We start from the raw sequence: 25,370 nt of genomic DNA on the forward strand, positions 1-25,370 counted from the left end.
CAATATTTAATGATTTTTTTTCCATTAGCATTTTTCTTTTTTGAAATTTTGTTCTAAATTCATATATACATATGTTATTATATAAGAATATATAATGATTCCTAAACTCCTTAAAAGAATTGATTCAGTAATAAAAAAGATCAGTACTGAGCTATACATCAGAAATAAAAACCAATTTCTATCATTGTAAATCGATTTTAATAAAAAACAGCAGTGATAAATAAAAATTAAAAAACCTACAATACCGAACATATAAAAAGACTCAACAAACTGATTATGGCTATTATAATTTTCTTTTATAGCCTTATTTAATCCATTTATTTTATATTCTTTTAGTCTTTTATCATTATGCGAACCAGTGCCATTTCCAAAAAGGATTTCTAATCCCTCTAAACTATTAATACTACTTTTCCAAAGTAAATATCTAGGTTGAACATCCTTCTCTAGAAAATTGGAAAACAATTCGGTAGTGGCTAATTTTTCCCTTTCTTCTAATTTTCTATTTGCTAATCTCGTTTCAAAGACTTTACTCACTGTAAAAAAGAACGCAATTAATATTCCCAAAAACAATATTGTTTTTTTAATCGTTGAAACCTTAATTAAAAAGAATTCATAAATCATTAAAATAGCAATAATTATAAAAGCGACCTTTGAAGCAATAAGAATTAATAAAAAAACATGCCCAAAAAACACCCCGTAATACGCCATCATTGAAAGCTCCGATCTTCTTTTTATGATAAATAAGGTTGAACAAATAATAATTAATGCCATATAGGTTGTATGAACATCGACTATTTTTGAGAAACCAGAATAGTATAAATAATCTCCATAACCAATACTTTTTAAATATAAACCAATTAAGACATTAGAATAATAAGTTACCAAAACCATAATCGGAAAATAAATCTCCAATAATTGAAATCCCTTACGAATTATATCCTTATCCGAATAGATATATACCCAAGGAACTAAAATTAATGGAAGTGACCGAAAAACAAGTTCTAGTCCGTTGATATAGTTAGTGGACCATAATAGTCCAAATAGGGAGAGAAAGAAGGGAATTGTTAGAATGAATAATTCCTTTTTAAAAACAATATTTTCTCTTTTATTCTTATAATTTAAATTATATAGAAGCAACACTGCGATATTAATTAAAAGGGTAATTGAAACAAAGATTTCTCCTCGTAAAAGTATAGAACTGAAAGAAAGAAAAACCGAAATAATAACCAAATTAAAATGGTTTTGCTTAATATTAGCCATTTACTGATTATTTATTTTATTTAAACTATAAGTCCCTTTTTCGATTTTTCGATTTTTGCTTGTAACCCAATTTATATGTTGAAAAAAATATAATGAATCTTTATTCTTAACAGTATTCACTCTAAAATATATAACGTCCCCTGAAGATTTATTTTTAACCATATACAATTGCTCACCATTAATAATCTGAAGATTTTTTCTTGTAATAAAGAAAAAAGAATTAGAATATACCTCATTTATACAAATTTCATCTAACAACTCTATATCTCCACTATTTATATCAATCAAGTCTCCTAACAGATCATTATCCATGAAAACAGAAATATAATTTATACATATAAAAATAAATATTATGATATATAAATTAGACCTTTTCATCTATAACAGAATTAATTTTAATTATTCTAGCAGGTATCCCAGCAACCACAGCGAAATCGGGTACATCTTTAATTACTACAGAATTAGCGCCTATAATCACGTTATTTCCAATTTTAATAGGACCTAGCACCTTTGCGCCTGTTGCAATGTATACATTATCACCAATAATAGGCACCTTTAAATGGCCAGACTTGCCACCAATTGTAACACTCGTCCCAATTATGCAATTATCTCCTATTACGGCCCTTTTATGAATAACTACGGCAATACCGCCATAACCAAAAGTTGTTCCTTTCCCTATACTCGCCTGATAGGGTATACTCGAGTTATAAATTAAAAAGATTAATAATTTAATAATCTTTGGTAAAAACGGTATCTTCTTTTTGTAAAGAAAGTTAGAGAATTGATAAAGTTTATAAGCATTTATCATTCGACATAAATTTTAATTAATTTTTCAGTAACTCGTTCAATATTAAATTCCGAGAAATTATTGAGGGAATTTTTCACAAAGGAAGGATAATTTTCATTATTAAAATACAAAATAGCATCTATCAATTCTTGGACAGATTTCTGCCTAATAAGTAATCCATTATATTTATGAATTACAATTTCGTCTAAAGCGTTTAACTTTGTCGTAATAATTGGCTTTCCTAAAGACATTGCTTCAATTAAAATTCCTGGATAGCCTTCTCCTTGATAATATGTTGGTAAAATAACGACATCGTAATTACTTAATGTTTTATTAACCTCATGACTTTTTAATACACCTCTATAGTCCAACCGTGAGTTATTAAAACTTTCTTCGGAAAAATAGATTAAGTCTATAGGACCATAAACATCTATTACAAAATCTTTAGGCAATACCTTTACAGCCTCAAACAATAAATTTATTCCTTTCGTTTTAGTAACTCTAGATATAAAAACAAATCTCCTGCTATAGTTTAATATAGTTAGTTCCTCCTTATTTGCCTTTCTAGAATTAGGGAACCAAATACATTTATCCGTAATACCATGATTTTCGAAATACTCTATCATCTTTTTGGTTTCCATCAAAATATAATCAGAACTCAAAATAGTTGTCTTCAACCACCACTGTAGAACTCTAGGAAAACAATCAAACTGTTTATGAAAATTTCCTCCAAAAAAATGATAAACAATCTTTTTTTTGAATAATTTAGATATAATGTAAATAAATGGACCTATTGTTACATGAAAATCCCAAGAAGCATGTACACTTACAATTTCTTTTTCTTTTAAATAAAAAGGAAACTTAAGAATTAATAAAATAAAGTCAGGAATTTGTCCTAATTTCCCCCAACAATTTCTTGTCTTGAGTTGTTTAATGTTTATTTCATCGTTTAAAGCTAAAATTTCTAGTAAATTTTGAGTGTAAACGGTAGCCCCCCCAATAGATTTAGGATCTGAAGTTGGAACATTTCCAAGAAATAGAATTTCTTTCATTTAAACATTATTATAACTAATTATCATTCAAAAAAGTTCGAATCTCCATATCCAAGGATTTCCTTGTAAAGAAAGTATTATAGAGATTTATTGCATTTTTTGAATTTGTTTTGTGCTCCAAAAGCTTTAAGATAGCTTGATGGTTATTTTCGTTTTCAATAACAATCCCACAGTCATAATCTAAAATTAAGTCCTTAAACTCAACTAAACTATCACTAATAATAGGATTAACGCCACATGCTAGATATTCTGCTAACTTTATTGGGGAAGCCACGTTATTTAATAAAATGTTATCCCTGATTAAAAAACCATATTCCATTTTACTTAAAAAATCTTCAACCTCCAACGATGTTCTTACATTTACAAGTGTAACACGATTTCTTTTATCTTGCTCAACATATCTATATATCAACTCTTTAGCTTTTACATGATCAAAAGTAGCTATATGTAGTGAATAATGTTTTGAACTATTTAATAATTCATTAAATAATGATAACACTTTATCAATGTTCTGCCAACTCGACAATCCCCCAATGTAGCAAAGACTTTTTTCTATTTTTTTTGCGTTACTAAAATTAACTCTAGAAGTACAATTTATTACAATATGTTTTTTACTTGGTTTACAACTGTATTGATTTACTAATATGGTAAACATGTTTTTAGTAACAACAACCAACTTATCGCTACATTTTATAGCAATTTTTAACAGCATATTAAAAAGCCAATATCTCCACTTTACTTTATATGAAAGAAAATCCTCATGATCGACTAAGCCCTGTACCCAAAAAATTATAATTTTTTTATTTCCAAATAAATTAGATAAAGTACCCAATAAAACCTCAAAAACAGTGATTCCATAAAAATCCCCATGTTTTTGTTTTGCCAAAAATTTAAGAATTTCGTACCAACTATTAAAATATACTATCCGTTCATCACTAATCTCTTTATTCCGAGAAAGATAAATAATATTTTTATTTGAACGCTCAAACAGGGTTGTATGTCTTTTTAGAGCTTCAAAAACGCTAAAACTAATATTTTTAGGTAGACTGATATAAATTATTTCTTTCATTAATAATTGATAAGTTAGAGACAACGACCAATGTTAAAAAATATAATAATGACTCGTTAAATTCAAAAAAGGTTGGATTATAATTTATTATTAGAAACAGAAAAATAGTCATAACCCTGATATTGAAATTAGCAGTTTTTAGAAGTTTGTTAAACCACTTGAATAAAATCGATATCGGAATTAATGAGAAAATTCCTAGCTCTATAAATAGCACATATAAACTGGATAAACCATAGGGAGCTTTTGTATCGAAAAGTGGTGCCCAAAATTTTATCCGTTGTTTGGGTATGTTTGCAGTAATTTCAGAATTAAATATTTGACCAGACCTACTAGTAAAATTGCCTAAACCAACTCCAAGAAAGTAACTTTCTTTTAATTTTACAAAACCATATTTATAGACCGCAGCTACTCCATGTTCCGAATGAAAAAATCTGTGGTAATTCATATCTAATGTAGAATAATTCTTACTATTTTCTTTATTTAAATACATTTTTGAGATAGATCCCAACGCAAATATCCCTATTATGTAAAATATAAACACGGTATAAATATTTTTAGATATTAATGCAAGACCAAGACTAATAATAAAAATAAGAATGGCAAGGTTAGAATAACCGATATAAATACTTATAACTACAGAAACTAAAAAGAAAAACTTTCCAATAAAATTTAGATAATACTGATTTTTGGGCAAAAGAAAGGCAAATGGTAAAATAAACATTAAAAACCTACTCTTATTATTAGCCATTATAAAAGTTCCAGAATATTGATCCTTCAAATCAATAACCTCCCTAGGAAATAGCAAATCGAAGAAAAGTTGGGAAAAACTAAAAATTAGAATTAATCCTAATAACTTTTTCAGACTTTTTTCATCTAATTTATGCGCGAAAAATATGAATATAAAATTTGATGCAATTAGAATTAATTGAAATAGATTCAATAAAAATTGATTTCTAATTAAACCAATTGATAAAATTGAAATTATTAAAAAAACGAATTTTGCAGAATTTAAATCTATTCTTCTTTTATAAAAATAAATAATTAAAAAAATAAAAACAACGCTGAATAATAATTGTGTAGAATGGCTAAAATAAGTCACTAACCTACTAACAAAGTCGCTAATAAAAACTATTCCTAATTGAATAAAAAGTATTAAATAACCGATTTTAATTTTCATCTAGTTGGGTCACTTGCCTTATTTCTCTTAATAAATTATCAAACATTTTCACAGCATTCATCTCTTGATTCCTAACCGCAATCGTTAAACTCTCTTTAGCTTCTATATAATTAATCCTATCTATCATTAATAATAAATCTTCACTAAAAGGTTGTTCCCAAATAGAAACTCCTTTACCTAACAATTCCTTTGTCACCCTTAATTTTGGCTCAATTTCAATAGCAATGCTAGGTATATTAAGCAATGCTCCAAAAATAACACCATGGAATCTTGATGAGATAAACAAGTCATAATTTGATAGAACCTTCAAAAAGTCGTCAAGATTCTGATTATCTGGATTCCATTTTATTATTCTGTGATTTGAATTATTAAGTTCTAATTCACACATTGGCTCATCCCTAAACAGTATAAAATCCAATACGTAAGAATAAGAAATTAACTTATCTGCCTCCTCCAGAACACGTTCAAAATAAAGACTTCCTTCCTTGGAAAACTCCCAATCTCTAACAATAATTCCAATTCGCTTTACTTCAATACTTTTATTAAAATAAGGTTTAAAATTAAGGATATTGGGCAGGAAACATATATCAGTGGCTAAGTAGGTGTTTTGATTAATATTTTTGGAAAATTCAAAACTGAATTTATCTCTAACATAGACACCTTTCATAATGCTAAGCTGTTTTTTTGCTAATAATTCTCTTTCAGAATTCCTAACAAACGGACCAAGTCCAATACCTACTGAAAATATATTATCAAACCTTGGTTGCCCTAAAAACAACTTTTTTTCAATAAACAACAATAGTTTTTTTATAAATAATATGGGGTTTGAATAAACTAATTTCCAATATTCACTTTTTTGAGAATTATTTTTAAACGAAAAAAATTGTGTACCCCCTCCAAAAATTAGGGTTTTAAAATTATACTTATGAAAATTATTGACTAAAAGATACCGTTCCAAAGGCAGGTATTTTTTAAGATAATTAGCCTTTTTCCCTATAAAAAAAGGGTCTAAATCATTGTTCTTAGACCATTTTAATAAATAAATCATAAGAGCATCATCACCAAAATTTCTTTCGCCATAGGCGCCTTTTATTCCAAATTTTATATAATTTTTCATTTCTATTTTTTGATTAACTTGAAAAATATTCCAAAGAATGCGGCTAATGAAACAAAAAAGCCTAATAAATTTATTATAATACTAAAGTTATTGAAATAAAGTACAATACTAATTATTCCTAATAAAATCCACAAAGCAAACATTGCTAGATTAGCTACATATTTTTTTGGGATTATTCCTTTTTTTGTATAATACGGTATTATTACAAGAATATTAATTACGTATGCTATGAAATATGAAAAAGCGAATGTTCTGGCATCTTTTATATTGGATAGTTTAAAGGTCATTAACAATACTAAGCCCCAAATTAAATTACTACAAAAACTAAACCACATTAAATTATTTATTACCATAATTCTAGCTATACCTTGCTTGTAAAGCATTAAAATCGTGGTAATTAAAATTAAGATCATTGTTTGGTTATAGTTAGGATCATTAACATACTCACTCCCTAAAAAGAAGCCAAATATTTGCGGAAAAAAAAGAAAAGGTATTACCAGTGTTATTCCTAGAAACAAAGGACCGTAAATACTTATTTTATTAATACTATTATTGTTTTTATTCTCAGCCATTAATGTTAGAAGTGGCGCATTTAATGAATTTGCTAATACTACTAAAAAGGTCTGAAAGAGTATTAAAGCGCTATAAAGCCCAAGTTCGTTTAAGCCATTAGTGCTCTTGACCAAAAATGCATCAAGGGCCCATTTAAAAGGCACCACCATTAGCCCTGATAATATAGAAGGAACTGTAAAATTTTTTAAAATTGTAAATTCTGAAATGAAATTTGAATTAAACTCAATTCCCTCTTGTTTGAGTTTCTTTTTTAGATAGTAATGGCTTTGTATCAATAAAATAACTGCGCTTATTAATAATCCAATAAATGCGCCATGAACTGAGTAAAAATAAGCTCCTAAATAAACAAAAACAAAGGTTGCCACCCCATTAATTGTATTGATAAAGGAAATCAATTTAAAGGTTCTAAAACCTTGTAAGCAACCGGTTATAAAGCTATTTAATGAATTAAAAAAAATCAAAAAAGAACCAATTTGTAATGATAATTTCAAATCTTTTGAGCCAGAAATCCATATAGAAATATATTCCGCTAAAAAATATAAAAGAAATGTTAGAAGGGCTGAAAATGATAAGGTAAAAAATAAATTTAAGCTATAAATTTTACTGACTCTTTGCTTATCTTTTTGTACATACATTGGTATGTACTTGGTCATAGTAATAGATATCCCAGTTCCCAAAAAAATAATAAATAAGTTTATTGTAGATCTTACAATTCCTATTTCTCCGTACAACTCCTTACCTAACATCCTGGCCACCAAAACCCAAACTGCAAACAATAAGGATTTGGATGATAATGAACCAACAAGAGACCAAAAAGAACTACTTAGCAATTCATTTATCTCCTTTGAAAATCGAGATTTAATATTTAAATATCCAGGCATTATATATTAACCCCACAAAAATCCAACACCAACTTTTCTTCGGACAAGACTAGGGTTTTAAATTCCGCATGGGCTACCAAAAACACTATAATATCTGCTTTTTCTGCAGCTTCCTTGTAATTAGTTAACTTAAACACCTTATGATCGTCTATATTGGGCTCCACAATATAGTATTCTTCGTTGTTGGCGTTTTGTAATACCTTTTGAGCTATGTATTTGGCCGGAGATTCCCTTAAATCGTCAATATTAGGTTTAAAAGCCAATCCCATTATAGCTATGCTGGGTTTGCGTCCGTATTGTAATTCAAATTGCAATTTTGCTGTTTGCACTTTTTCGGCACACCAAAATGATTTGTAATTGTTTATTTCCCTGGCCTTTCCTATGATTTGAGATTCCATTGGGTATTCAGCTACAATAAAATAAGGGTCTACCGCAATACAATGCCCCCCTACCCCACACCCAGGCTGTAAAATATTTACCCTAGGGTGTTTATTGGCCAAGGCTATTAATTCCCAAACATTAATATCGGCTTTGTCACAAATTAAGGATAACTCATTAGCAAAAGCAATCTGAACGTCTCTAGAAGAGTTTTCTACCAGCTTACACATCTCTGCGGTACGGGCATTGGTTTTATGCAAATCTCCTTTTATAAACTGTCTGTAAAAGGTCACTGCCTTTTCTGTAGAAGCTTCATTAACACCCCCAATAACCCTGTCATTATGGACCAGCTCGTACATAACATTTCCTGGTAAAACCCTTTCTGGACAATAGGCAATATGTATGTTCCCTTCCAACTCCGGACGTTCATTAAATATCAAGGCCATCATCTTTTCTGTTGTTCCAACAGGGGAAGTAGACTCAATAATATAAAGATCTCCTGACTTTAATAAAGGTAATACTGCCTTTGTCGCGGCTTCTACAAAAGAGATATCTGGTTCATTTTTCCCTTTAAAAGGAGTGGGTACTACAATAAGGTACGTATTCGCCTCAACTGGTTTCGTCGCAGCTTTTAAATATCCTTCCTTGACTGCATTGGCCACTGCAGTATCCAATTCGGGCTCAACAATATGAATCTTTCCGGCATTGATTGTCTCTACCACTTTTGGATTTATATCTACTCCGTGTACTTGGGTTTTATTTTGTGCAATCAAGGCCGCTGTTGGTAGGCCAATATAGCCCAAACCAATCATTACTACTTCTGGTTTGTTCATTTTAGTTTGTGTTGTATAAATGCAGTGTTTTTATCTTTTCAGGTATTCCTTAATCACTATAAGGACATATAACGATATATCCTACATCATAAGGAGACTTATATTTTTATTTTATAATATGCGCTACTATTCTACTACAGGCCTTTCCATCCCCGTATGGGTTATGTAATTTCCCCATCTGTTCATAGGCCTCAGTGTTGTTTAGGAGCTTTGTAGCTTCGACAACAATTTTTTCTTTGCTTGTACCTACCAACAATACCGTGCCTGCGTCAACGGCCTCAGGACGCTCTGTGGTGTCTCGCATGACCAATACAGGCTTTCCTAAACTAGGTGCTTCTTCCTGCACCCCGCCACTATCGGTTATAATTAGATAAGACTTTTCCATAAGCCATACAAAGGCAGGATAAGAAAGTGGGGCTATCAGTGAAATATTATCGATATCAGCTAACAACTCATATACCGGCTTTTGTACATTTGGATTTAGGTGTACGGGATATACAATTTGAGTATCCGGATTTTCTAAAGCTATTTGTTTTAACGCCTCGCAAATATTTATAAATCCTTGACCGTGGTTTTCCCTTCTATGTCCTGTAACTAAAATTAATCTTTTGTTGCTGTCTAAAAGTATTTCTAATTGGGCAACCTCAGTATCTGTAAAATCGCTACTATTTACCTTATTTACACTAAACAACAAGGCATCAATGACCGTATTACCGGTGATTACAATACTTTCTTCCTTTTTATTCTCTCGCAGCAAATTATCCCTAGAAGTTGTTGTAGGGGCAAAATGTAAATTACTCACAACGCCAGTTACACTCCTATTCATCTCCTCTGGGAATGGCGATTGCATATTAAAGGTTCTTAGCCCAGCTTCTATATGGCAGACCTTTGCCCCTCCATAAAAAGCAGCCAAACTAGCCGCCATGGTTGTAGTGGTATCACCATGAACATACACATAATCGGGCTGAAATTCTTCCAAAACCGGTTTTAAGTTGGTAATAATATCGGAGGTAAGGGAAAATAAATTTTGATTGGGCTTCATTAAATCCAAGTCAAAATCGGGGGTAATTTCGAAGAAATCCAACACCTGATCTAACATTTCTCGGTGTTGGGCAGTAATACATACTTTGGTTTCACATTTGTCTGAATGTTTTTGAAATTCTTTAACCAAAGGCGCCATTTTTATGGCTTCTGGACGAGTACCAAAAATTATTAAATTTTTAATTTTCATTCTATGATTGTATTACAATTCTTAATTAACCAACACCCAAAATTTGGATTAGTTGGCAAAATTACGACAAATATTCTCCATGGCCCTTTTTGTAGTACTTTTCATTCTTAAATTTATCTTAAAACTTGAGGGTTAACTTTAAGTATTTAAATCTTTTTGCTAACATACGAGGGTCGTGGTAAGAATTTGAATGTTTATTGCAACTCCCTGGTACTTGTTTGATTTTTCTCGTCCCCCTGCCCTAAAGGGTGGAGAAAAATCTAGGAACAGCATCCTTAGTTTTCACTCAACAACACGCTGTATTTTGGACGCTTGGCAAGAGTTTGGTACGTATTGTCCTTAATGATATTGGTAGTGTTTAATAAATCGTTTTCATCCAAAATACTTAGAGCGAATCCGTACCAGCTCATAGGCTGTCCGTCTGTAAAATGATAAAGGCCATAGTCCTGATTATCGTCGGCTATAAGATTCACGATAAAGCTTGCCAAGTTTTCCGCATTTGTAGGGCAGCCGGTTTCCCGGTTCGTGATTCGCAGCGTATCTCCTTTTTGTACCTTTTCCAAAATGGTTTTATAAAAATTTTTTCCGTGCTTTTTATGGTATACCCAAGATGTTCGTATTATAAAATGGTTGCGCAAAACTTGCTGAATGTACTGCTCTCCCTTTAGTTTAGACTTACCGTACTCGTTAATAGGGTTAGTAAGGTCATTTACGGTATAGCCACTACCCTTTTCTCCGTCGAACACATAATCCGTAGAGATATGGATTAGGGTTATATCATAGGCTTTACAAACCAGCGCTAGGGTCTTCACCCCTTCCGCATTTACTTTAAAGGCTATTTCAGGGGTTTTCTCTGCCTGTTCTACATTGGTGTAGGCAGCACAATTAATACAGTAATCAAAGCTAGCTGAAGCCATTATCTTATCTAGCTTAGCGGCATTGGTAATATCCAAGGTCTTGGAGTTGGCGAAAACAAACTCCATTGTAGGGTAGTTTGCCGCAATATCCTGAATACTGCGTCCCAACTGTCCCGAGGCTCCGGTGACCAATATCCGTTTTACAGTTCCAGCTCTTTCCATAGAGGCAGTTCTAAGTCTTTTTCGGAGAGGATCATTTCGACTTCTGGCAGTTCCCAATCGATGTTTAGATTGGGATCCTTAAACAAAATTCCAGCTTCGGCTTCTGGATGATAATAATGATCGCATTTATAGGAAAAAATAACGTCTTCGGTCAAGGCTAAAAACCCGTGGGCACATCCTTTAGGGATAAAAATAGCCTTTCTATTTTCCGAGGATATTTCCATTTTAAAATGCTTTCCAAAGGTGTTGCTTTCCTTGCGCAAGTCTACCACTACATCCAATACAGAACCCTTTAATACTTGCACTAATTTGGCCTGGGCATATTTCCCCTTCTGGTAATGCAACCCGCGTACTACTCCTTTTTTGGAAACAGATACATTATCCTGAACAAAATTGACTTTCGTTCCTAAAAGTTCTTCAAACCGTTCTTTTTGATACGATTCGTAAAACACTCCCCTATTGTCCTTAAAACTTTTGGGCTCTAGGACAAAACATCCTTCTAATATCGTTTCGGTTACTTTCAATGAGTTGTTGTTATATAGTAATAGAGTTATCTTGTTATCGAGTTATCCTGTTACCTTGTTATGAAGTTATGCTAGCTATCAGTTTAAACAGCATTCTTCGTATATAAATGATGGTTTTCTGCGTATCTTCTGAAGTTGAAACATACTTTAAGCGAGTTGCTATTTCAAGCTGCGTTTCTAATTCTGACAATGATCCTTGGGCAATATATAAAAAACGCCCCAATTCCTTGGCTCCTTTCCTCCCACATCCTTCGGCAATATTGGAAGAAATTGAAATGGCCGCTCTCCGCATTTGGGAAACCAATCCAAAATGCTCCTTCCCCGGAAATTTTGCGGTCAATCCATTTATTCCTATAACCAAATCCATAGCAGTCTGCCAAACAGTAAGATCTTTATGGGAGTTGATTTTCATTATAGAAATTATAAACTTATCAAGTTATGATGTTATCCTGTTATGAAGTTATGCTGGTTATCAATTTGAACAGCATTCTTTGTATCGGTATGCTTTCTCAACATCATCAATGGTTATCTCAAAGGCGCTGTTATAAATAATTGAGTTTCTATCCTATCACCCTACACCTTATTTTAAGGCCATTAAATACTTCCCATAGCCACTTTTTAGCAAGGGCTGTGCCAAGGCGTGTAGTTGTTCTTTGGAAATATACCCCATGGTATAGGCTACTTCTTCTATAGCCCCTATTTTAAGTCCTTGCCGTTCTTCTATGACCTCGACAAACTGTGATGCCTGCATTAAGGAGGCAAAAGTACCGGTATCTAACCAGGCCGTTCCCCTATCTAAAATACTAACTTGTAATTTCCCTTTGGCCAAATACACCTTATTGATATCGGTGATTTCCAGTTCGCCTCTATGGCTAGGGGCTATATTTTTCGCGATTTCTACCACCTCATTATCGTAAAAATAGATCCCTGGAACGGCGTAATTAGATTTTGGATGTTCGGGTTTTTCTTCAATACTGATAGCTTTTCCGTCGGCATCAAAGTCCACTACCCCATAGCGTTCCGGATCTTGTACGTGGTACCCATAAATGATCCCCCCATCCGGATCGTTATTGGCCTGTAATAATGTGGCCAATCCAGACCCATAAAAAATATTGTCCCCTAGGATCAGTGCTACCTTGTCTTTCCCTATAAATTCTTCCCCTATGATAAAAGCCTCCGCCAAACCGTTGGGAGCTTCTTGTACCGCATAGTGAAAGGAACACCCCAATTGGGAACCATCGCCCAATAAGTTTTTAAACAAGTCACTGTCCTTAGGAGTGGTAATAATCAATATTTGCCGTATCCCTGCCGCCATTAAGGTCGCCAAAGGATAATAGATCATGGGTTTATCGTAAATAGGCATCAGCTGTTTACTGACCGAGAGGGTTAACGGATGTAACCTGGTCCCTGAACCGCCTGCCAATATAATGCCTTTCATTTTTTACTGTATTTTATGTGTCCTCTTTCCAAAAGGAAAGGGTATAATTTTAAGTGCAATAGACCTGTTTGACTAAATTCTTGGCTACTCTAATTTCCTTTATATTTTTGAATATACCAGTCGACTGTTTTTTCCATCCCAGAACTAAAATGTTCTTCGGGTTGCCATCCAAGTTCTTTTGAAACCTTGGTAAAATCTATAGCATACCTAAAATCGTGCCCAGGTCGGTCTTTTACAAAGGCGATTTGACTGCTATAACTCCCATCTTTTTTAGGTAGTTTTCGGTCTAATACGGCACATATTTCGGCTACAATCTCCAAATTAGTGCGTTCTGCATTCCCTCCCAACAAATAAGTTTCTCCAGCCTTACCCTTGCTATATACTGTATAAATTCCTTTACAATGATCCGTGACATACAGCCAATCGCGAATGTTCTTTCCATCGCCATATATGGGGATATCGGCTCCTTCCAAGGCTTTCCTTATCACGGTCGGAATCAGTTTTTCATCGTGCTGATGGGGGCCGTAATTGTTAGAGCAATTGGTAGTTACTACATTGAGTCCATAGGTATGGAAATAGCTCCGTACCAAAAAATCCGAGGCCGCTTTGGAAGCGCTATAAGGACTGTTGGGGGCATAAGCCTGGTCTTCGGTAAAAAATCCAGTAGATCCCAAACTACCATAGACCTCGTCTGTAGAAATATGGTGAAACCTAGCTTTCTCAAACCCAATTTTTAACTGATGTGGTCCCTCCATCCAGGTATTCTTAGCAGCATCTAAAAGACAAAAGGTGCCGTCTACATTGGTCCTTATAAAATTCTTAGGACTGCTAATGGAATTATCCACATGCGATTCTGCCGCAAAATGAAATACCGCTTTGATCTGGTATTTTTGAAAAATATCTTGGACCAAAGCGGCATCACATATATCGCCCTTTATAAAAGTATAGCGATCGTTATCTTTAAAAGCTTCCGTATTTTGTAGGCTTCCGGCATAGGTAAGCAAATCTAAATTGATTACAGAACAATGCGGATCGTTATTTAATAAATAAGCTATAAAATTAGCCCCTATAAATCCGGCCCCACCTGTAATCAAAATATGCATACCTACTCTTTTTTATAATTTTTTAAATAGTTGTTTAAGGACAAGGCCGATAATAATAAAAACAGTAGCCCTATAAAGCCTAATGGCACTACAAACTTAGCGCTTTTCCAGAGCACATTATCCTCTACTCCCCTTCTTGGGAAGGCCGAGATAACGTTGATGATCCCAGATTTGTTGGCCTTTTCCTGGTTCAACAGTACAAGACTGTTTTTTAATTCTTCTACCTTATTGATCAAAGCCATTTCCTTGTTTTGGTTATTGCCATTATCCCCTAAAGAAATATTGGTGCCCTGCATAGGTTTTTCGGCTTCCTTGACCATGATTCGTTTGTACAAAGATTGTAGGGAATCTACCTCCATCAACTGTTTCTTGTACAAGCTATCTTGCAAGTTTAGGTTTTGGTCGTTGATACTTTGTTGCAATTGAAAGTATTCGTTCCTGGATATAGAATTAATGATAAAAGGCTGCAACTTTTTTGCAATCGTATTGTTGCTAGCAATGACCGAAATGGTGTGAAAACGGGCATCCATAGCGTTGAAGTTTTTTAGGTACTTCTCCATATCCATGGTAGCTTTTGTGGTAGAATCCAAACTACGTACAAAGGCATCGAAAAGTTTTACCTTTTGGTTCTCATCTACATAAGAGTCAACCTTAAATTTCTTTAAGGCCCTAGCCTCTTTCACCGTAATATCCAAGGCCTCGGCCAAGGCGACAGAATCTTTGGCCTCTGCCAGTTCATTATAAAAATTAATGTTATTGTACAGCTGCTGGGCACTGTTAAAGTTAGGCTCTACCACCATAGAGGAAGTATATACCGGCTCTTTTTTAATGTCTAAATACACTCCTAAGGCCAGGCCTAGAATTCCGGCAATGACGAATTTTAAAAAGTGCTGCTGTATAAACAATAAAAAAACCACTAGGGTGCTAAAAATTCCCTTAAAGATATTACCAATAAAACGGAAAAACTTATTGAATACATTTCCTATCATTTGAAACAATTGTCCCAAATCTATTTCCTCTGAATTCGAATTGGTCTTAGAGGGTTGTTGCTCTGCCATATACTATGAATTGAATATTTGTGTTAAAATTTTATCGGTAATTAAATAAGTGGGTTTTACCCCTGTTGTCCCTAGTCCGCCCGAGGCCAGGGTACTCCCTGTTTCCAACGGGTTATCAGAGGCGTAATAGGCATAGCGCACTTTTACGTCTGGGCGTATGCTTTTCCGGATCTTGGAGGCCGATTGGATGGCCTTTTGATAGTGTACCCCTTCCATTTCCAGCCCTATGACATTCCAGGTAGATTCGTGGAAAAACTGTAGGACATCCTTATTCTGGAGCGATGTCCCTAAAACGGTGACCATGGTCCCTTGAAGGACGTTTAGGCCATTGCCTTCAAAATCTTTCTTGGACAATTCATTTTCAAAGGGATAATTATCGGCGGTACCTTCAAAAATATGGGCATTGGGGATCATAATATCGCCCTTGCCTCCTTCTAAAATCCCGGCCTTCCCCATAATGGATATAGAGGACACATTTAAAAAGACTTCTTCCCCTTTTTTGTTGACATAGGGTTTTAATAATTCGTCTATGGTTTCATAGGCCTGTTCTCCAAAGGCGTAATCCATGACAAATAACAATGGTTTTTGCGCTTCTGGCAGATCTTTGGGCAGGTTAAAGCAGCAAGCGTCCGGCCCTAGTTTGGCCATGTCAAAAATCTGAACGTCTATATTGGTCCCAGAAACATCGTCTATGGCAAGCATCCCATTTTTCTTTGCCAAGGCAATAACCTTGTTCCTCAAAAGGTTATTTTTTGGCAGGCTCAAGGCCTCATAAATTTCCAATGACTCTTTTTCCTTAAACTCCTTACTCAAGGCTTTTTTGGCGAAGAGGGAATTCATTACCGAGTGCATATTGGCACTTATAATATGTATGGGGCGCTGCAATAGTCCTTTTTGCCCTAGTACTTCTTTGATGGTATTGGCCCAACGTTCCCCATGGATATGGTGCCCTAGGCGTTCGCGTAACATAGGACTAAAGGTAATGGCCCTTTTATCGCCGGTGGTAATTTCTTCAATGGCCAATTTCCCTAGCCAATAGATGATTTGTAAGAAGCGTTCCGGGTTGGTTTTGGTAGCCAATAATTGGTGTACCTCCATCACCTCTACAAAGGGGCGGCCCAATATATTGGCAACATGTATTAACGCCACTTCCCGTTCTAATTGGGTGAGCTTGTCTTTTTTTACGGCCTGTTCTAATTTTACCCAATCCCTGATGGTTCTATCGGTATCTTCTATAAGGACCCTGGCACTTATTTTTTCAGATTCTATAAACAAGAAGGTCAAGTGGGTCAGGATATCATAAATATCGGAGCGCCCCCTAGTGATCTCAATGTTCATCTGCTCGTCATCAATACGGTAACAGTTCCTACGTCTTTTTGGAGGTATAATGGGCTTAAACTGTGAGGTAGCATAGCCCTCGTCCGAAGTAAGGTTGATAAACCTACATTGTTCAATCCCCTCAGGCAGGCGTTCCAAAACATATATCAGCCCGTTTAATTCGGCCTTTTCCTCGGCAATAGACCCGTATATCTCTGGCCGTAACTGCAATAAGGATTGTCGCAATGCTGCCCCGGAAACTCCAGACGGCTTGTAGAACCCCCTATTAAAAAGGTGCCGCATAGTGATATACAACCGCTCTATGGCGTTGGTAGAATCTTGTGCTCTGGTGGTATTGATTGAATTATTCATATTGATACAAGTTGCAAAACTACAATTTATATTATTGTTTACGGCCCATCCTCCGCCAATTATAGGTAATTTTTAAAGAAATCCCCTACATGTGTATTTTATACATTTATTACCCCATATTATTGTTGATCCTTAAAAGTGCTTCTGCCAGTTTGCGGTCGTTAGTGAGGCGCTGCACCTTATTTTGTCCGCCCAACTTCCCTATCGATTGCATATAGGCTTGGAATCCCCCGTTTTTTATAGGGGTCACTTTTAAGGGCTGCAAAATTTTCCCTATCAAAAGATCGTGGTAATAACTGTTTTGTTTTTGCATGGCAGCATCTAAAAGGCCGCTAAATTTCTCCATATCGGTCGGTAATTTTTCAAATTCTACCAACCATTCGTGGTACGGCAGTTCTTCGGCTTCGGGCGTTATCTGTGGGGCGACCGTAAACTCGTTGATACGGGCATCGGTAGCGGCTATTGCCTGTTGCATGGCCTCTTCTACTTCCTTCCCAATGACGTGCTCGCCAAAGGCAGAAATAAAATGTTTTATCCTCCCGGAGACTATGATTTTATAAGGTTTTAATGAAGTAAACTGAACGGTATCTCCCAGATTGTAGGCCCATAGTCCGGCATTGGTAGAGATAATCATTACATAGTTGACTCCTAGTTCTACATCTTTAATAGTAAGTCGCTCTGGCTTGTCGCTAAAAAACTCATCGGCCTTTATAAATTCGTAAAAGATGCCCGAATTGAGCAACAAAAGCATCCCTTTTTCTTTTTGGGAGTTCTGATAGGCAAAAAAACCTTCGCTGGCCGGAAAGAGTTCTATACTATCGACCCGTCTGCCGATTAGGTTTTCAAATTTTGCCCGATATGGTTCGTAATTGACCCCGCCATAAATAAATAGCTGAAAGTCTTTAAAAAGCTCCCCTACTTTTTTATCAGTCTTGGCCTGTAATTTTTCAAAATACATTTGCACCCAAGACGGAATTCCGGCTATGACGGTCATGTTCTCGTCCTTGGTCTCCTTCACAATTTCATTGACCTTGGTATCCCAATCTTCTATACAGTTGGTTTCCCAGGAGGGCAAGCGGTTTTTTTGCAGATAATTGGGCACATAATGGGCCGATATGCCCGATAACCTGCCTAGTTTTATACCGTTTTTTTCCTGCATTTCTGGACTCCCCTGCAGGAATATCATTTTACCGTCCACAAAATCGGCCTGTCCGGTTTCGTGGATATAGTTAAGGATGGCATTTCGGGAGGCCTCTATTTGGTACTTTATAGATTCGTGGGTAATAGGGATATATTTGGCCCCGGAGGTAGTACCCGATGTTTTGGCAAAATAGGCGGGTTTCCCTGGCCATAAGATATCTTTTTCCCCGGCAATCACTTTTTCCACATAGCCTTTTAGGGCTTCATAATCCCTGATAGGTACTTGGTTTACAAAATCGGCGTGACTTTTAATTTCCGAAAAACCGTGATCTTTTCCAAAATTGGTTTCTTTGGCCGCGGCTATGAGGGCGGCAAACACCTTGTCTTGGGTAGTAATAGGGTCTTGGACCCATTTTTCGGTTTTACGGGCAATATTCTTGGCAAAAATTTTAGCTGCAAAGGACTTTAAACTCATGTATGCTTATTTAAAATCTATAAAATCTAATGGATTCACGGCACTTCCGTTGCTCCATAGTTCAAAATGAAGATGGGGCCCGGTAGTCAGCTCCCCTGTATTTCCTACAGAAGCCACGACTTCTCCGGCGCGTACCATATCTCCCTGACTCTTATTTAAGGAACCGTTGTGTTTGTATACACTAATAAGTCCGTTGGCGTGTTCCAGGATAATTACATAGCCAGTTTCTGCCGTCCATTCCGCAAAAATAACGGTCCCGTTGGCCACTGCTTTTATAGGGCTGTCCTTAGGGGCTACCACATCGACCGCATAATGCTTTCTTTCTGGATGGTATCCTTGGGAAATAGTACCACTTAGCGGCGAAAACAAAACCATTCCCGGCAAGTTTAAGTTTCTTTCGAACAAACTGTATTTGTCTTCCATGTCCACTTCGGACCGTAAGATGGAATCTTCTTTAATAGGCGTTAAATCTACCGAAGAGGGATCTAGCTTATACTGCTCAAACAAGGAATCCCTGTCTACTTCGCTATATTCTATATCGCCCCGTAGGACTTGGCGAATACTCCCCAAATACTTATTGGTATAATTTAGGACGGTCACCAAGGAATCCGTTTTATAGGTCAGTTCTATGGCCTGTCTTTTGAGTTTTGTAGAGGAGTAGCCCGGAATATATTCGCGCAAGGGGGTAAAGGCAATCAACAAGGTGGTCAGCCCAATTAAGCCTACTATAAAAAGAGAGCCTGTCACAAAAACATTCAACCTACTTAGTTTAAACGAAATTTTTTCCTCAAAGGTATTTTCGTTTAAGATTACCAAGCGGTATTTGTGCAATAGCTTCTGCTTTATTTCCTTTCTTTTTTTTACTTTTTTAGCCATAATCAACAAATATAAGCTTAGTATTCCATAATAATTCCTTTCTATATATTTTTTGAAATTCTTAACGTTGACGGTCTCTAAAGGCCTAGCTGCGATTAAGATGGTTTAAAATTAGTAGATTTATAAATTATTTTTGGCATTAAAATTAACAAGGTACTAATAACTTTTTTAGTACCTTTGTTGTTCTTAAATCATTCTATTATGATCACATTAAATACATTTTTTGTTATTGGCGCCCCTCAGATTATCCTTATTGTGGTGGTTGTTTTATTATTGTTTGGAGGGAAGAAGATCCCAGAATTAATGCGTGGCTTAGGAAGTGGCATTAAGGAGTTTAAAGATGCGTCTAAGGATGACGAGAATTTAGACACTAAAAAAGTAGAAGACAAAAAGGAGTAAATCCTTTTTCTTACATATAAAAACATCCGTTTTGCGGATGTTTTTTTTTGACTTATTTTTTTTCGACATCTGCACACATAAGGCGGCCGATTCTGTAATGCCTATATTTAAGGGAATTTTATAGTGTGTAGTTTTGGTTATTTGAATAGAAAAAGCACTTTCTAATAATTTAATTCTCCACACCTAAGCCTCTTTTTCTCCTCCCCTAAAACTCCTGCGGAACCTCGCTGGGGGATGTCACGGCTCAGCGTCCGCTTTCAGGAAAACCCAAAAGCCTTACCAAGGTTATTTTTAGATTATCTATAGAAACATACCTCGAAGGAACTAAACCTTTATTACCTCCGCATTTAGAAAAAAAGTCTTATCAACCAATAGTCCCGCAACCAAAGGGGAGCTGAAGATTACCGTTAACTTCTCCATAACAAGATAACTTCAGAACCATTTTTTTAATTGTATAATGAAAGTGGCCTTCCCTCCCAGCACCTCAGGCCACCGCGCCAGCTGGCCCCTTAGCCCCCCTTAGGCCTCGGCGCAGACTCTCCGGGGGAATCCACATTTTTAAACCTTAAAAAAGCAAAAAGTTATTCCTCCATATCTAGGTTCAATTTGTGCCAGGAATGGGAGTTACCCTCAATAGATTATTTTTCCTTTAAACTAAATGTATTTGCATATAGTTCAATATTTCACTTCCTATATTATACGCAATTACATATAATTCATTATGTTTAACTATTATTATATTTAAAAGCATATAATGAAACCTTTAGCGAAGTTTGTCAAAGAACGAAGAAAAGAAGTTAATCTAACCCAGGAAGAATTCGCCGAACGTGCAGGAGTAGCATTAACTGTTGTACGTAAAATTGAACAAGGAAAAACCAATCTGAATATGGACAAGGTTAACTTGGTCCTTCAAATGTTTGGTCATGAATTAGCTGCCGTTAACTCTAACGATCTAAATGAATGAGGAAGGGAAGGGTATTTTATAAAGACCACTTGGCCGGTATTATTACCGAAACCAATGAGGGGGAATTTGTATTTCAATTGCTCACTGAAAACTTCCAAACAACATAACTTGATAACAAGATAACTTCATAACTGATATCATGTACTTCCCTTATTAGTATTGCCCGCATTTAAACATTGTTTATTGCTAATTGGTTATTGTTCACTGTATTCCCGCGTTAGCTATTGCAGCGGCATCCTTTTTTAGGCGGCCCGGCCGCCTAAAAAAGATATAGCGGAAAGAGCGACCCCTTAGGGGAACGCCCACCTAACAATGATCATCTGAAAAATTGCCATATTAGTACCTCCCTACAAAATTATGACACCTGCATATAGCCCTAAAACTGCCCAGTCCCACCAAAGGGTTTTCTAGCAAAAAGTCCTCAGTTTTTAGAGAAATATTTAGCATTTAAGCTTTAAAAGGAACCTTTTTAGCCACTTTCTTAAGACTCTATCCACAAACTACACCCTTTATACCACGGAAAAACCACCCTACGCAACAATAATAATTGGGTTTCTTACTTTGCTCTTAATTTTGAGTATCCCATTGCTATTTAATGTGGAGACCATATGCCTTTTAGCCCTACATATCGCCTGCAAGATTGCTTTCAATTATTTCAATATCCGAGAGTTAGGCAGGAACTTAATTGGAAATTATTAATAAAAGCTGCTGTAAAAACGATCCTAACCCCTGAATTTCCCAAACCATAACACCATGAAAAAATTCTTAACCGCTTGTTTTCTTCTGCTCTGTTTCTTTGGCAAGGCCCAAGAAGTGTCGATGGAACTGGCCTCGACCCAAACCAAAGACCTATTCGATTTACAGCTACCGATAGAGGAGCCCTTACACAATGAGGAGCCTTCTAAAAACGCCATGAACGAAAAGACCTTTGCAAAAATCACCTCGGAAAAAAATATTACCAGTAGGACGTTTTATTTGCCAAAATCTGTTGCCGAAGGCTTCTATTTGATCTCCAAAGTATACGAATCTGACGAAAAAGCGCAAGAATTACATCAGGAACAGTTAAAAAACGGATTTGCATCTGGAATTGTCAATACCGACGACACCCAATATAATTATGTGTATTTAAAACACTATACCGTTTTAGCGAACGCCATGGCCGATTATAATTCTGCTTTCAATGGGACCTATAAAGGGTATATGTGGCTTTTACAGGTGATACATGACGACAGTGTGGAAACGGCACGCCCAACTTCCGTGGTGCTCTCTTCCCCGGCCATTGCTGCTACAGACTTACCAAAGGCCGTACCAACGATAGACCTATTTAAAGATGAAATGGTCGATGAAGAAACAACAATAACCACAACCGAAAACGCCGCTATCAGTGATTCGGATAGGACTCCCGCTCCTATCGTCGCTACTTCCGACCAGCCACAAGCAATAGTAACAAGAGACTTGTTCGAGGAAGAACTAGACAATGAAGAAGCAACAATAACCACAACAAAATCAGACGCTATCAATGATTCTAGCTGGACTCCCGCTCCTATCGTCGCTACTGCCGACCGGCCACAAGCAATACTAACCAGAGCCCTGTTCGAGGAAGAGTTAAACACTGAAGAAATAACCATATCCACAACTAAAGCTACCAAAATCAGTGATTCGGGGTGGATGCCCGCTCCTATCGTCGCTACTTCCGACCTGCCACAAACAATTCCGGCCATAACCCTCTTCGACGATGAAATAGCCGCTGATGAAACCCAATTATTTGCTACTGAAAACACCGATACAGCAGCGGGTGCCAATCCCACCCCTGCCCTAGCTGCAAAAGATTTTTCAACAGGAAAGTCCGCCATAACTACTACCCCCGAAATTATCCGCTCCGAGCCGGCGCCACCGACCATGGCCGCAGCATTTTTAGAGGAAGAAAACGACGACCTTTTGGTGGACTATACCGAGGAGGACAGCCAAGCTAAGGATAAGCCTATCGCTAGTAAACTTGTAAAAAAAGCTGCCCAATATTTTGATAAAATGTGGTATGCCGAAGCTGCCGACATCTATGAAAAAGCCCTCGTAAAAGGAAAAAAATACCACCAAGCAGCTATTCTTCAAAAAGCTGCCGATGCCCATTATTTTAATACCAATATGGAAAGGGCCTATCACTGGTACCACGAACTGTACGTAAATTATAAGGACACCATGTCGCCCGAGCTGCTTTTTAAATACGCCCATGCCCTAAAAGGAGTAGGAAAGTACGGCCGAGCAAAACGCATGATGCGACAGTATAACAGGCAGTTAGAAGAAAACAACTCGCAACTTGCCAATACCGAAGAGGAGCTTTTAGCCGAAGAAAACGAAATGGACATTATATTGAATAACGAAAACAATGTACGCGTTAACAACTTAAGTATCAATACAGAATACTCAGATTTCTCCCCCATGTATTACCAAGACAAGAAGGTTGTTTTTGCCTCTGCCAAGGATTCGTCCTTTTTCAGCACAAGGACCTATAAATGGAACAACCAGCCTTACTTGGACCTCTATGTCTCCAAGACACAAGAGGACTCTAATGACCTTTTGGGCGGACTTAAATTTTCGAATAAAATAAACACCAAATACCACGAGGCCGCCGTAAGTTTTTCACCAGATTACAATACCATGTATTTCACTAGGAATAATTATGGCAAGAAACTGGGAAGAGATAAAAATGGGGTCAACCACCTAAAGATATATACCTCCAAAAAGATTGGGGGCGAATGGACAGAAGCCTACGAAATGCCTTTTAACAGCGATGATTATTCTACCGGCCACCCCGCTGTTAGTCCAGACGGGAAAAAACTCTACTTTGTCTCCGATATGCCGGGAACCATGGGAGATACCGATATTTTTGTGGTAGATATATTGGAAAACGACACCTACTCTTCCCCTAAAAATCTAGGCCCAGGAATAAATACCATTAAAAAGGAAATGTTCCCTTTTGTTACCCAGAACAAACTATATTTTTCCTCTAACGGCCATATGGGGCTAGGAGGATTGGATGTTTTTGAGGTCGATATGTCCGACGCCTACGGTTTTGGTCCCGTAAAAAATGTTGGGAAACCTATAAACAGCAATAAGGACGACTTCTCCTATATCATAGACGAGGAGAATCAGAAGGGGTATTTTGCCTCTAACAGGGCCGGTGGAAAAGGCGATGACGATATTTATTCCTTTAACAACTTTGCGGTAGAAGAGGTATTTGAAAATGCTATTGCCGGCCATGTAACGGAATTTATTACCGGAGAAGCCTTGCCCAATGCAAGGGTAGAACTGTACGATGAAAACAACAATAAGATAACAGAAATAGCCACTGATACCGATGGGTATTTTATTTTTGAGGCCCTAGATTCCCAAACTAAATACGCCATAAAAACCTCTAAAACCGAATTTTTCGCTCAGACGGTAGATACGCAAACTCTTCAAAACCAAGTGGTAAACATAAGCGTTCCCATGAAGAAGTTAAAGGAAATGATCGTTATCGAAGATGGAGAGAAAAAGCTAAAGACCGATATTATTTACTTTGATTTTGACAAATCGTATGTGCGTAAGGACGCAGCAAAAGAGTTGGATAAGTTAGTGGAAGTAATGACCGAATACAAAGATATGGTCATTAAGATAGCATCGCACACCGATTCTAGAGGTAGCGATGTGTACAACAAATACCTGTCAGACAAGCGTGCCAAAGCTACTCGGGACTATTTAATTTCCCAGGGGGTTGCCAAGAGCCGTATTGCCAGTGCAAAAGGATATGGCGAAGAACAGCCCATCAACGAATGTAGCGATAGCGTTCCCTGTAGTAGGGCCAAACACGAGCTTAACAGGCGTTCGGAGTTTATTATCGTAAAAATGTAGCGCAACAAAAACGATCGCTAATAGCAAAATATCATAGCCAGTGGGGACGATTTGTTCTCACTGGCTTTGTTTTTTTACAGTAGTACCGCTATTTAAGATGATGGTCTTAAGGGCGTTACCCTAACGGGTCGCGCTTTCCGCTGTATCTTTTTAGGCGGCTGGGCCGCCTAAAAAAGGATGCCGCTGCAATCGCTAACGCGGAATTCAGGGAACTATAAACAATGCTTAAAAGGGGCGACACTAATCAACAAAGTCCATGATATCTGTTATGGAGTGTACGTCCCTGATTTAGGTTGACTCGTTCTGGTTTAAAAACGTGTATTCCCCCTTTGAAGGGGGCCTAAGGGGGATGTAGGGATGCTTAAGGCAGGAGATAAGT

Annotated in this window: 22 protein-coding genes; 3 read left to right on the plus strand and 19 right to left on the minus strand. The window is 36.4% G+C overall.

The genetic code is table 11. The features are described 5' to 3' along the window. Positions 1-24: 24 nt before the first annotated feature. From HCG49_RS09750 to HCG49_RS09840, 19 genes are all read right to left on the minus strand, one after another. Complete coding sequence (locus HCG49_RS09750; protein ID WP_168469339.1) at positions 25-1,260, minus strand: O-antigen ligase family protein; 1,236 nt, start codon at positions 1,258-1,260, stop codon at positions 25-27. Beyond that, entirely contained in the window at positions 1,261-1,572 is a 312-nt protein-coding gene (locus tag HCG49_RS09755) for a hypothetical protein (protein ID WP_168469340.1), read from the minus strand. It lies immediately after the preceding gene. Between the two features lie 52 nt (positions 1,573-1,624). After that, on the minus strand, positions 1,625-2,068 hold the full coding sequence (locus tag HCG49_RS09760; RefSeq protein ID WP_168469341.1) for a serine O-acetyltransferase: 444 nt from the start codon (positions 2,066-2,068) through the stop codon (positions 1,625-1,627). Further along, positions 2,065-3,099 (minus strand): glycosyltransferase family 4 protein, encoded by a 1,035-nt coding sequence (locus HCG49_RS09765; protein ID WP_168469342.1) that lies wholly within the window; start codon positions 3,097-3,099, stop codon positions 2,065-2,067. Before HCG49_RS09765 ends, HCG49_RS09760 begins: the two co-directional genes overlap by 4 nt. A 16-nt stretch (positions 3,100-3,115) precedes the next feature. Then, complete coding sequence (locus HCG49_RS09770; RefSeq protein WP_168469343.1) at positions 3,116-4,168, minus strand: glycosyltransferase; 1,053 nt, start codon at positions 4,166-4,168, stop codon at positions 3,116-3,118. Then, a complete protein-coding gene (locus HCG49_RS09775; protein WP_168469344.1) occupies positions 4,137-5,345 on the minus strand; it encodes a hypothetical protein in 1,209 nt (402 codons plus the stop codon). The genes HCG49_RS09770 and HCG49_RS09775 overlap by 32 nt, the downstream gene beginning before the upstream one ends. Continuing rightward, a complete protein-coding gene (locus HCG49_RS09780) occupies positions 5,335-6,462 on the minus strand; it encodes a polysaccharide pyruvyl transferase family protein (RefSeq protein WP_168469345.1) in 1,128 nt (375 codons plus the stop codon). The genes HCG49_RS09775 and HCG49_RS09780 overlap by 11 nt, the downstream gene beginning before the upstream one ends. 2 nt (positions 6,463-6,464) lie before the next feature. Further along, a complete protein-coding gene (locus HCG49_RS09785; RefSeq protein ID WP_168469346.1) occupies positions 6,465-7,916 on the minus strand; it encodes an oligosaccharide flippase family protein in 1,452 nt (483 codons plus the stop codon). Then, positions 7,916-9,127 carry a UDP-N-acetyl-D-mannosamine dehydrogenase gene (gene wecC, locus HCG49_RS09790; RefSeq protein WP_168469347.1) on the minus strand — a complete coding sequence of 404 codons (1,212 nt, stop codon included), beginning with the start codon at positions 9,125-9,127 and terminating at the stop codon, positions 7,916-7,918. The genes HCG49_RS09785 and wecC overlap by 1 nt, the downstream gene beginning before the upstream one ends. Before the next feature lie 106 nt (positions 9,128-9,233). Then, the gene (gene wecB / locus HCG49_RS09795) at positions 9,234-10,358 is read right to left on the minus strand and encodes a non-hydrolyzing UDP-N-acetylglucosamine 2-epimerase (RefSeq protein ID WP_168469348.1); all 1,125 of its coding nucleotides are present in this window, start codon (positions 10,356-10,358) and stop codon (positions 9,234-9,236) included. 275 nt (positions 10,359-10,633) lie between these two features. Further along, entirely contained in the window at positions 10,634-11,437 is an 804-nt protein-coding gene (gene rfbD / locus HCG49_RS09800; protein ID WP_168469349.1) for a dTDP-4-dehydrorhamnose reductase, read from the minus strand. Beyond that, on the minus strand, positions 11,416-11,961 hold the full coding sequence (rfbC, locus tag HCG49_RS09805) for a dTDP-4-dehydrorhamnose 3,5-epimerase (protein ID WP_168469350.1): 546 nt from the start codon (positions 11,959-11,961) through the stop codon (positions 11,416-11,418). The genes rfbD and rfbC overlap by 22 nt, the downstream gene beginning before the upstream one ends. Before the next feature lie 58 nt (positions 11,962-12,019). After that, positions 12,020-12,373, minus strand: a complete 354-nt coding sequence (locus HCG49_RS09810) for a four helix bundle protein (RefSeq protein WP_205764374.1) — start codon at positions 12,371-12,373, stop codon at positions 12,020-12,022. 168 nt (positions 12,374-12,541) lie between these two features. After that, entirely contained in the window at positions 12,542-13,399 is an 858-nt protein-coding gene (gene rfbA, locus HCG49_RS09815; RefSeq protein WP_168469351.1) for a glucose-1-phosphate thymidylyltransferase RfbA, read from the minus strand. An 89-nt stretch (positions 13,400-13,488) separates the two neighbouring features. Then, positions 13,489-14,502 carry a dTDP-glucose 4,6-dehydratase gene (gene rfbB, locus HCG49_RS09820; protein ID WP_168469352.1) on the minus strand — a complete coding sequence of 338 codons (1,014 nt, stop codon included), beginning with the start codon at positions 14,500-14,502 and terminating at the stop codon, positions 13,489-13,491. Between the two features lie 2 nt (positions 14,503-14,504). After that, a complete protein-coding gene (locus HCG49_RS09825; RefSeq protein ID WP_168469353.1) occupies positions 14,505-15,560 on the minus strand; it encodes a hypothetical protein in 1,056 nt (351 codons plus the stop codon). A gap of 3 nt (positions 15,561-15,563) precedes the next feature. Beyond that, the gene (locus HCG49_RS09830; protein WP_168469354.1) at positions 15,564-17,249 is read right to left on the minus strand and encodes a DUF6909 family protein; all 1,686 of its coding nucleotides are present in this window, start codon (positions 17,247-17,249) and stop codon (positions 15,564-15,566) included. A gap of 109 nt (positions 17,250-17,358) precedes the next feature. After that, positions 17,359-18,864 (minus strand): GH3 auxin-responsive promoter family protein, encoded by a 1,506-nt coding sequence (locus HCG49_RS09835; protein WP_168469355.1) that lies wholly within the window; start codon positions 18,862-18,864, stop codon positions 17,359-17,361. A gap of 6 nt (positions 18,865-18,870) precedes the next feature. After that, positions 18,871-19,740 (minus strand): M23 family metallopeptidase, encoded by an 870-nt coding sequence (locus HCG49_RS09840; protein WP_168469356.1) that lies wholly within the window; start codon positions 19,738-19,740, stop codon positions 18,871-18,873. 201 nt (positions 19,741-19,941) lie between these two features. On the opposite strand from HCG49_RS09840, the gene tatA reads away from it, so the two are divergent. The 3 genes from tatA (at position 19,942) to HCG49_RS18570 (ending at position 24,991) form a co-directional block, all read left to right on the plus strand. After that, a complete protein-coding gene (gene tatA, locus HCG49_RS09845; protein WP_168469357.1) occupies positions 19,942-20,139 on the plus strand; it encodes a twin-arginine translocase TatA/TatE family subunit in 198 nt (65 codons plus the stop codon). 754 nt (positions 20,140-20,893) lie between these two features. Continuing rightward, a complete protein-coding gene (locus tag HCG49_RS09850) occupies positions 20,894-21,103 on the plus strand; it encodes a type II toxin-antitoxin system Y4mF family antitoxin (protein WP_168469358.1) in 210 nt (69 codons plus the stop codon). 753 nt (positions 21,104-21,856) lie between these two features. After that, a complete protein-coding gene (locus HCG49_RS18570; RefSeq protein ID WP_240938670.1) occupies positions 21,857-24,991 on the plus strand; it encodes an OmpA family protein in 3,135 nt (1,044 codons plus the stop codon). Positions 24,992-25,370 lie beyond the last annotated feature (379 nt).

The organism is Arenibacter sp. 6A1, assembly GCF_012272855.1.
Classification (GTDB): Bacteria; Bacteroidota; Bacteroidia; order Flavobacteriales; family Flavobacteriaceae; genus Arenibacter.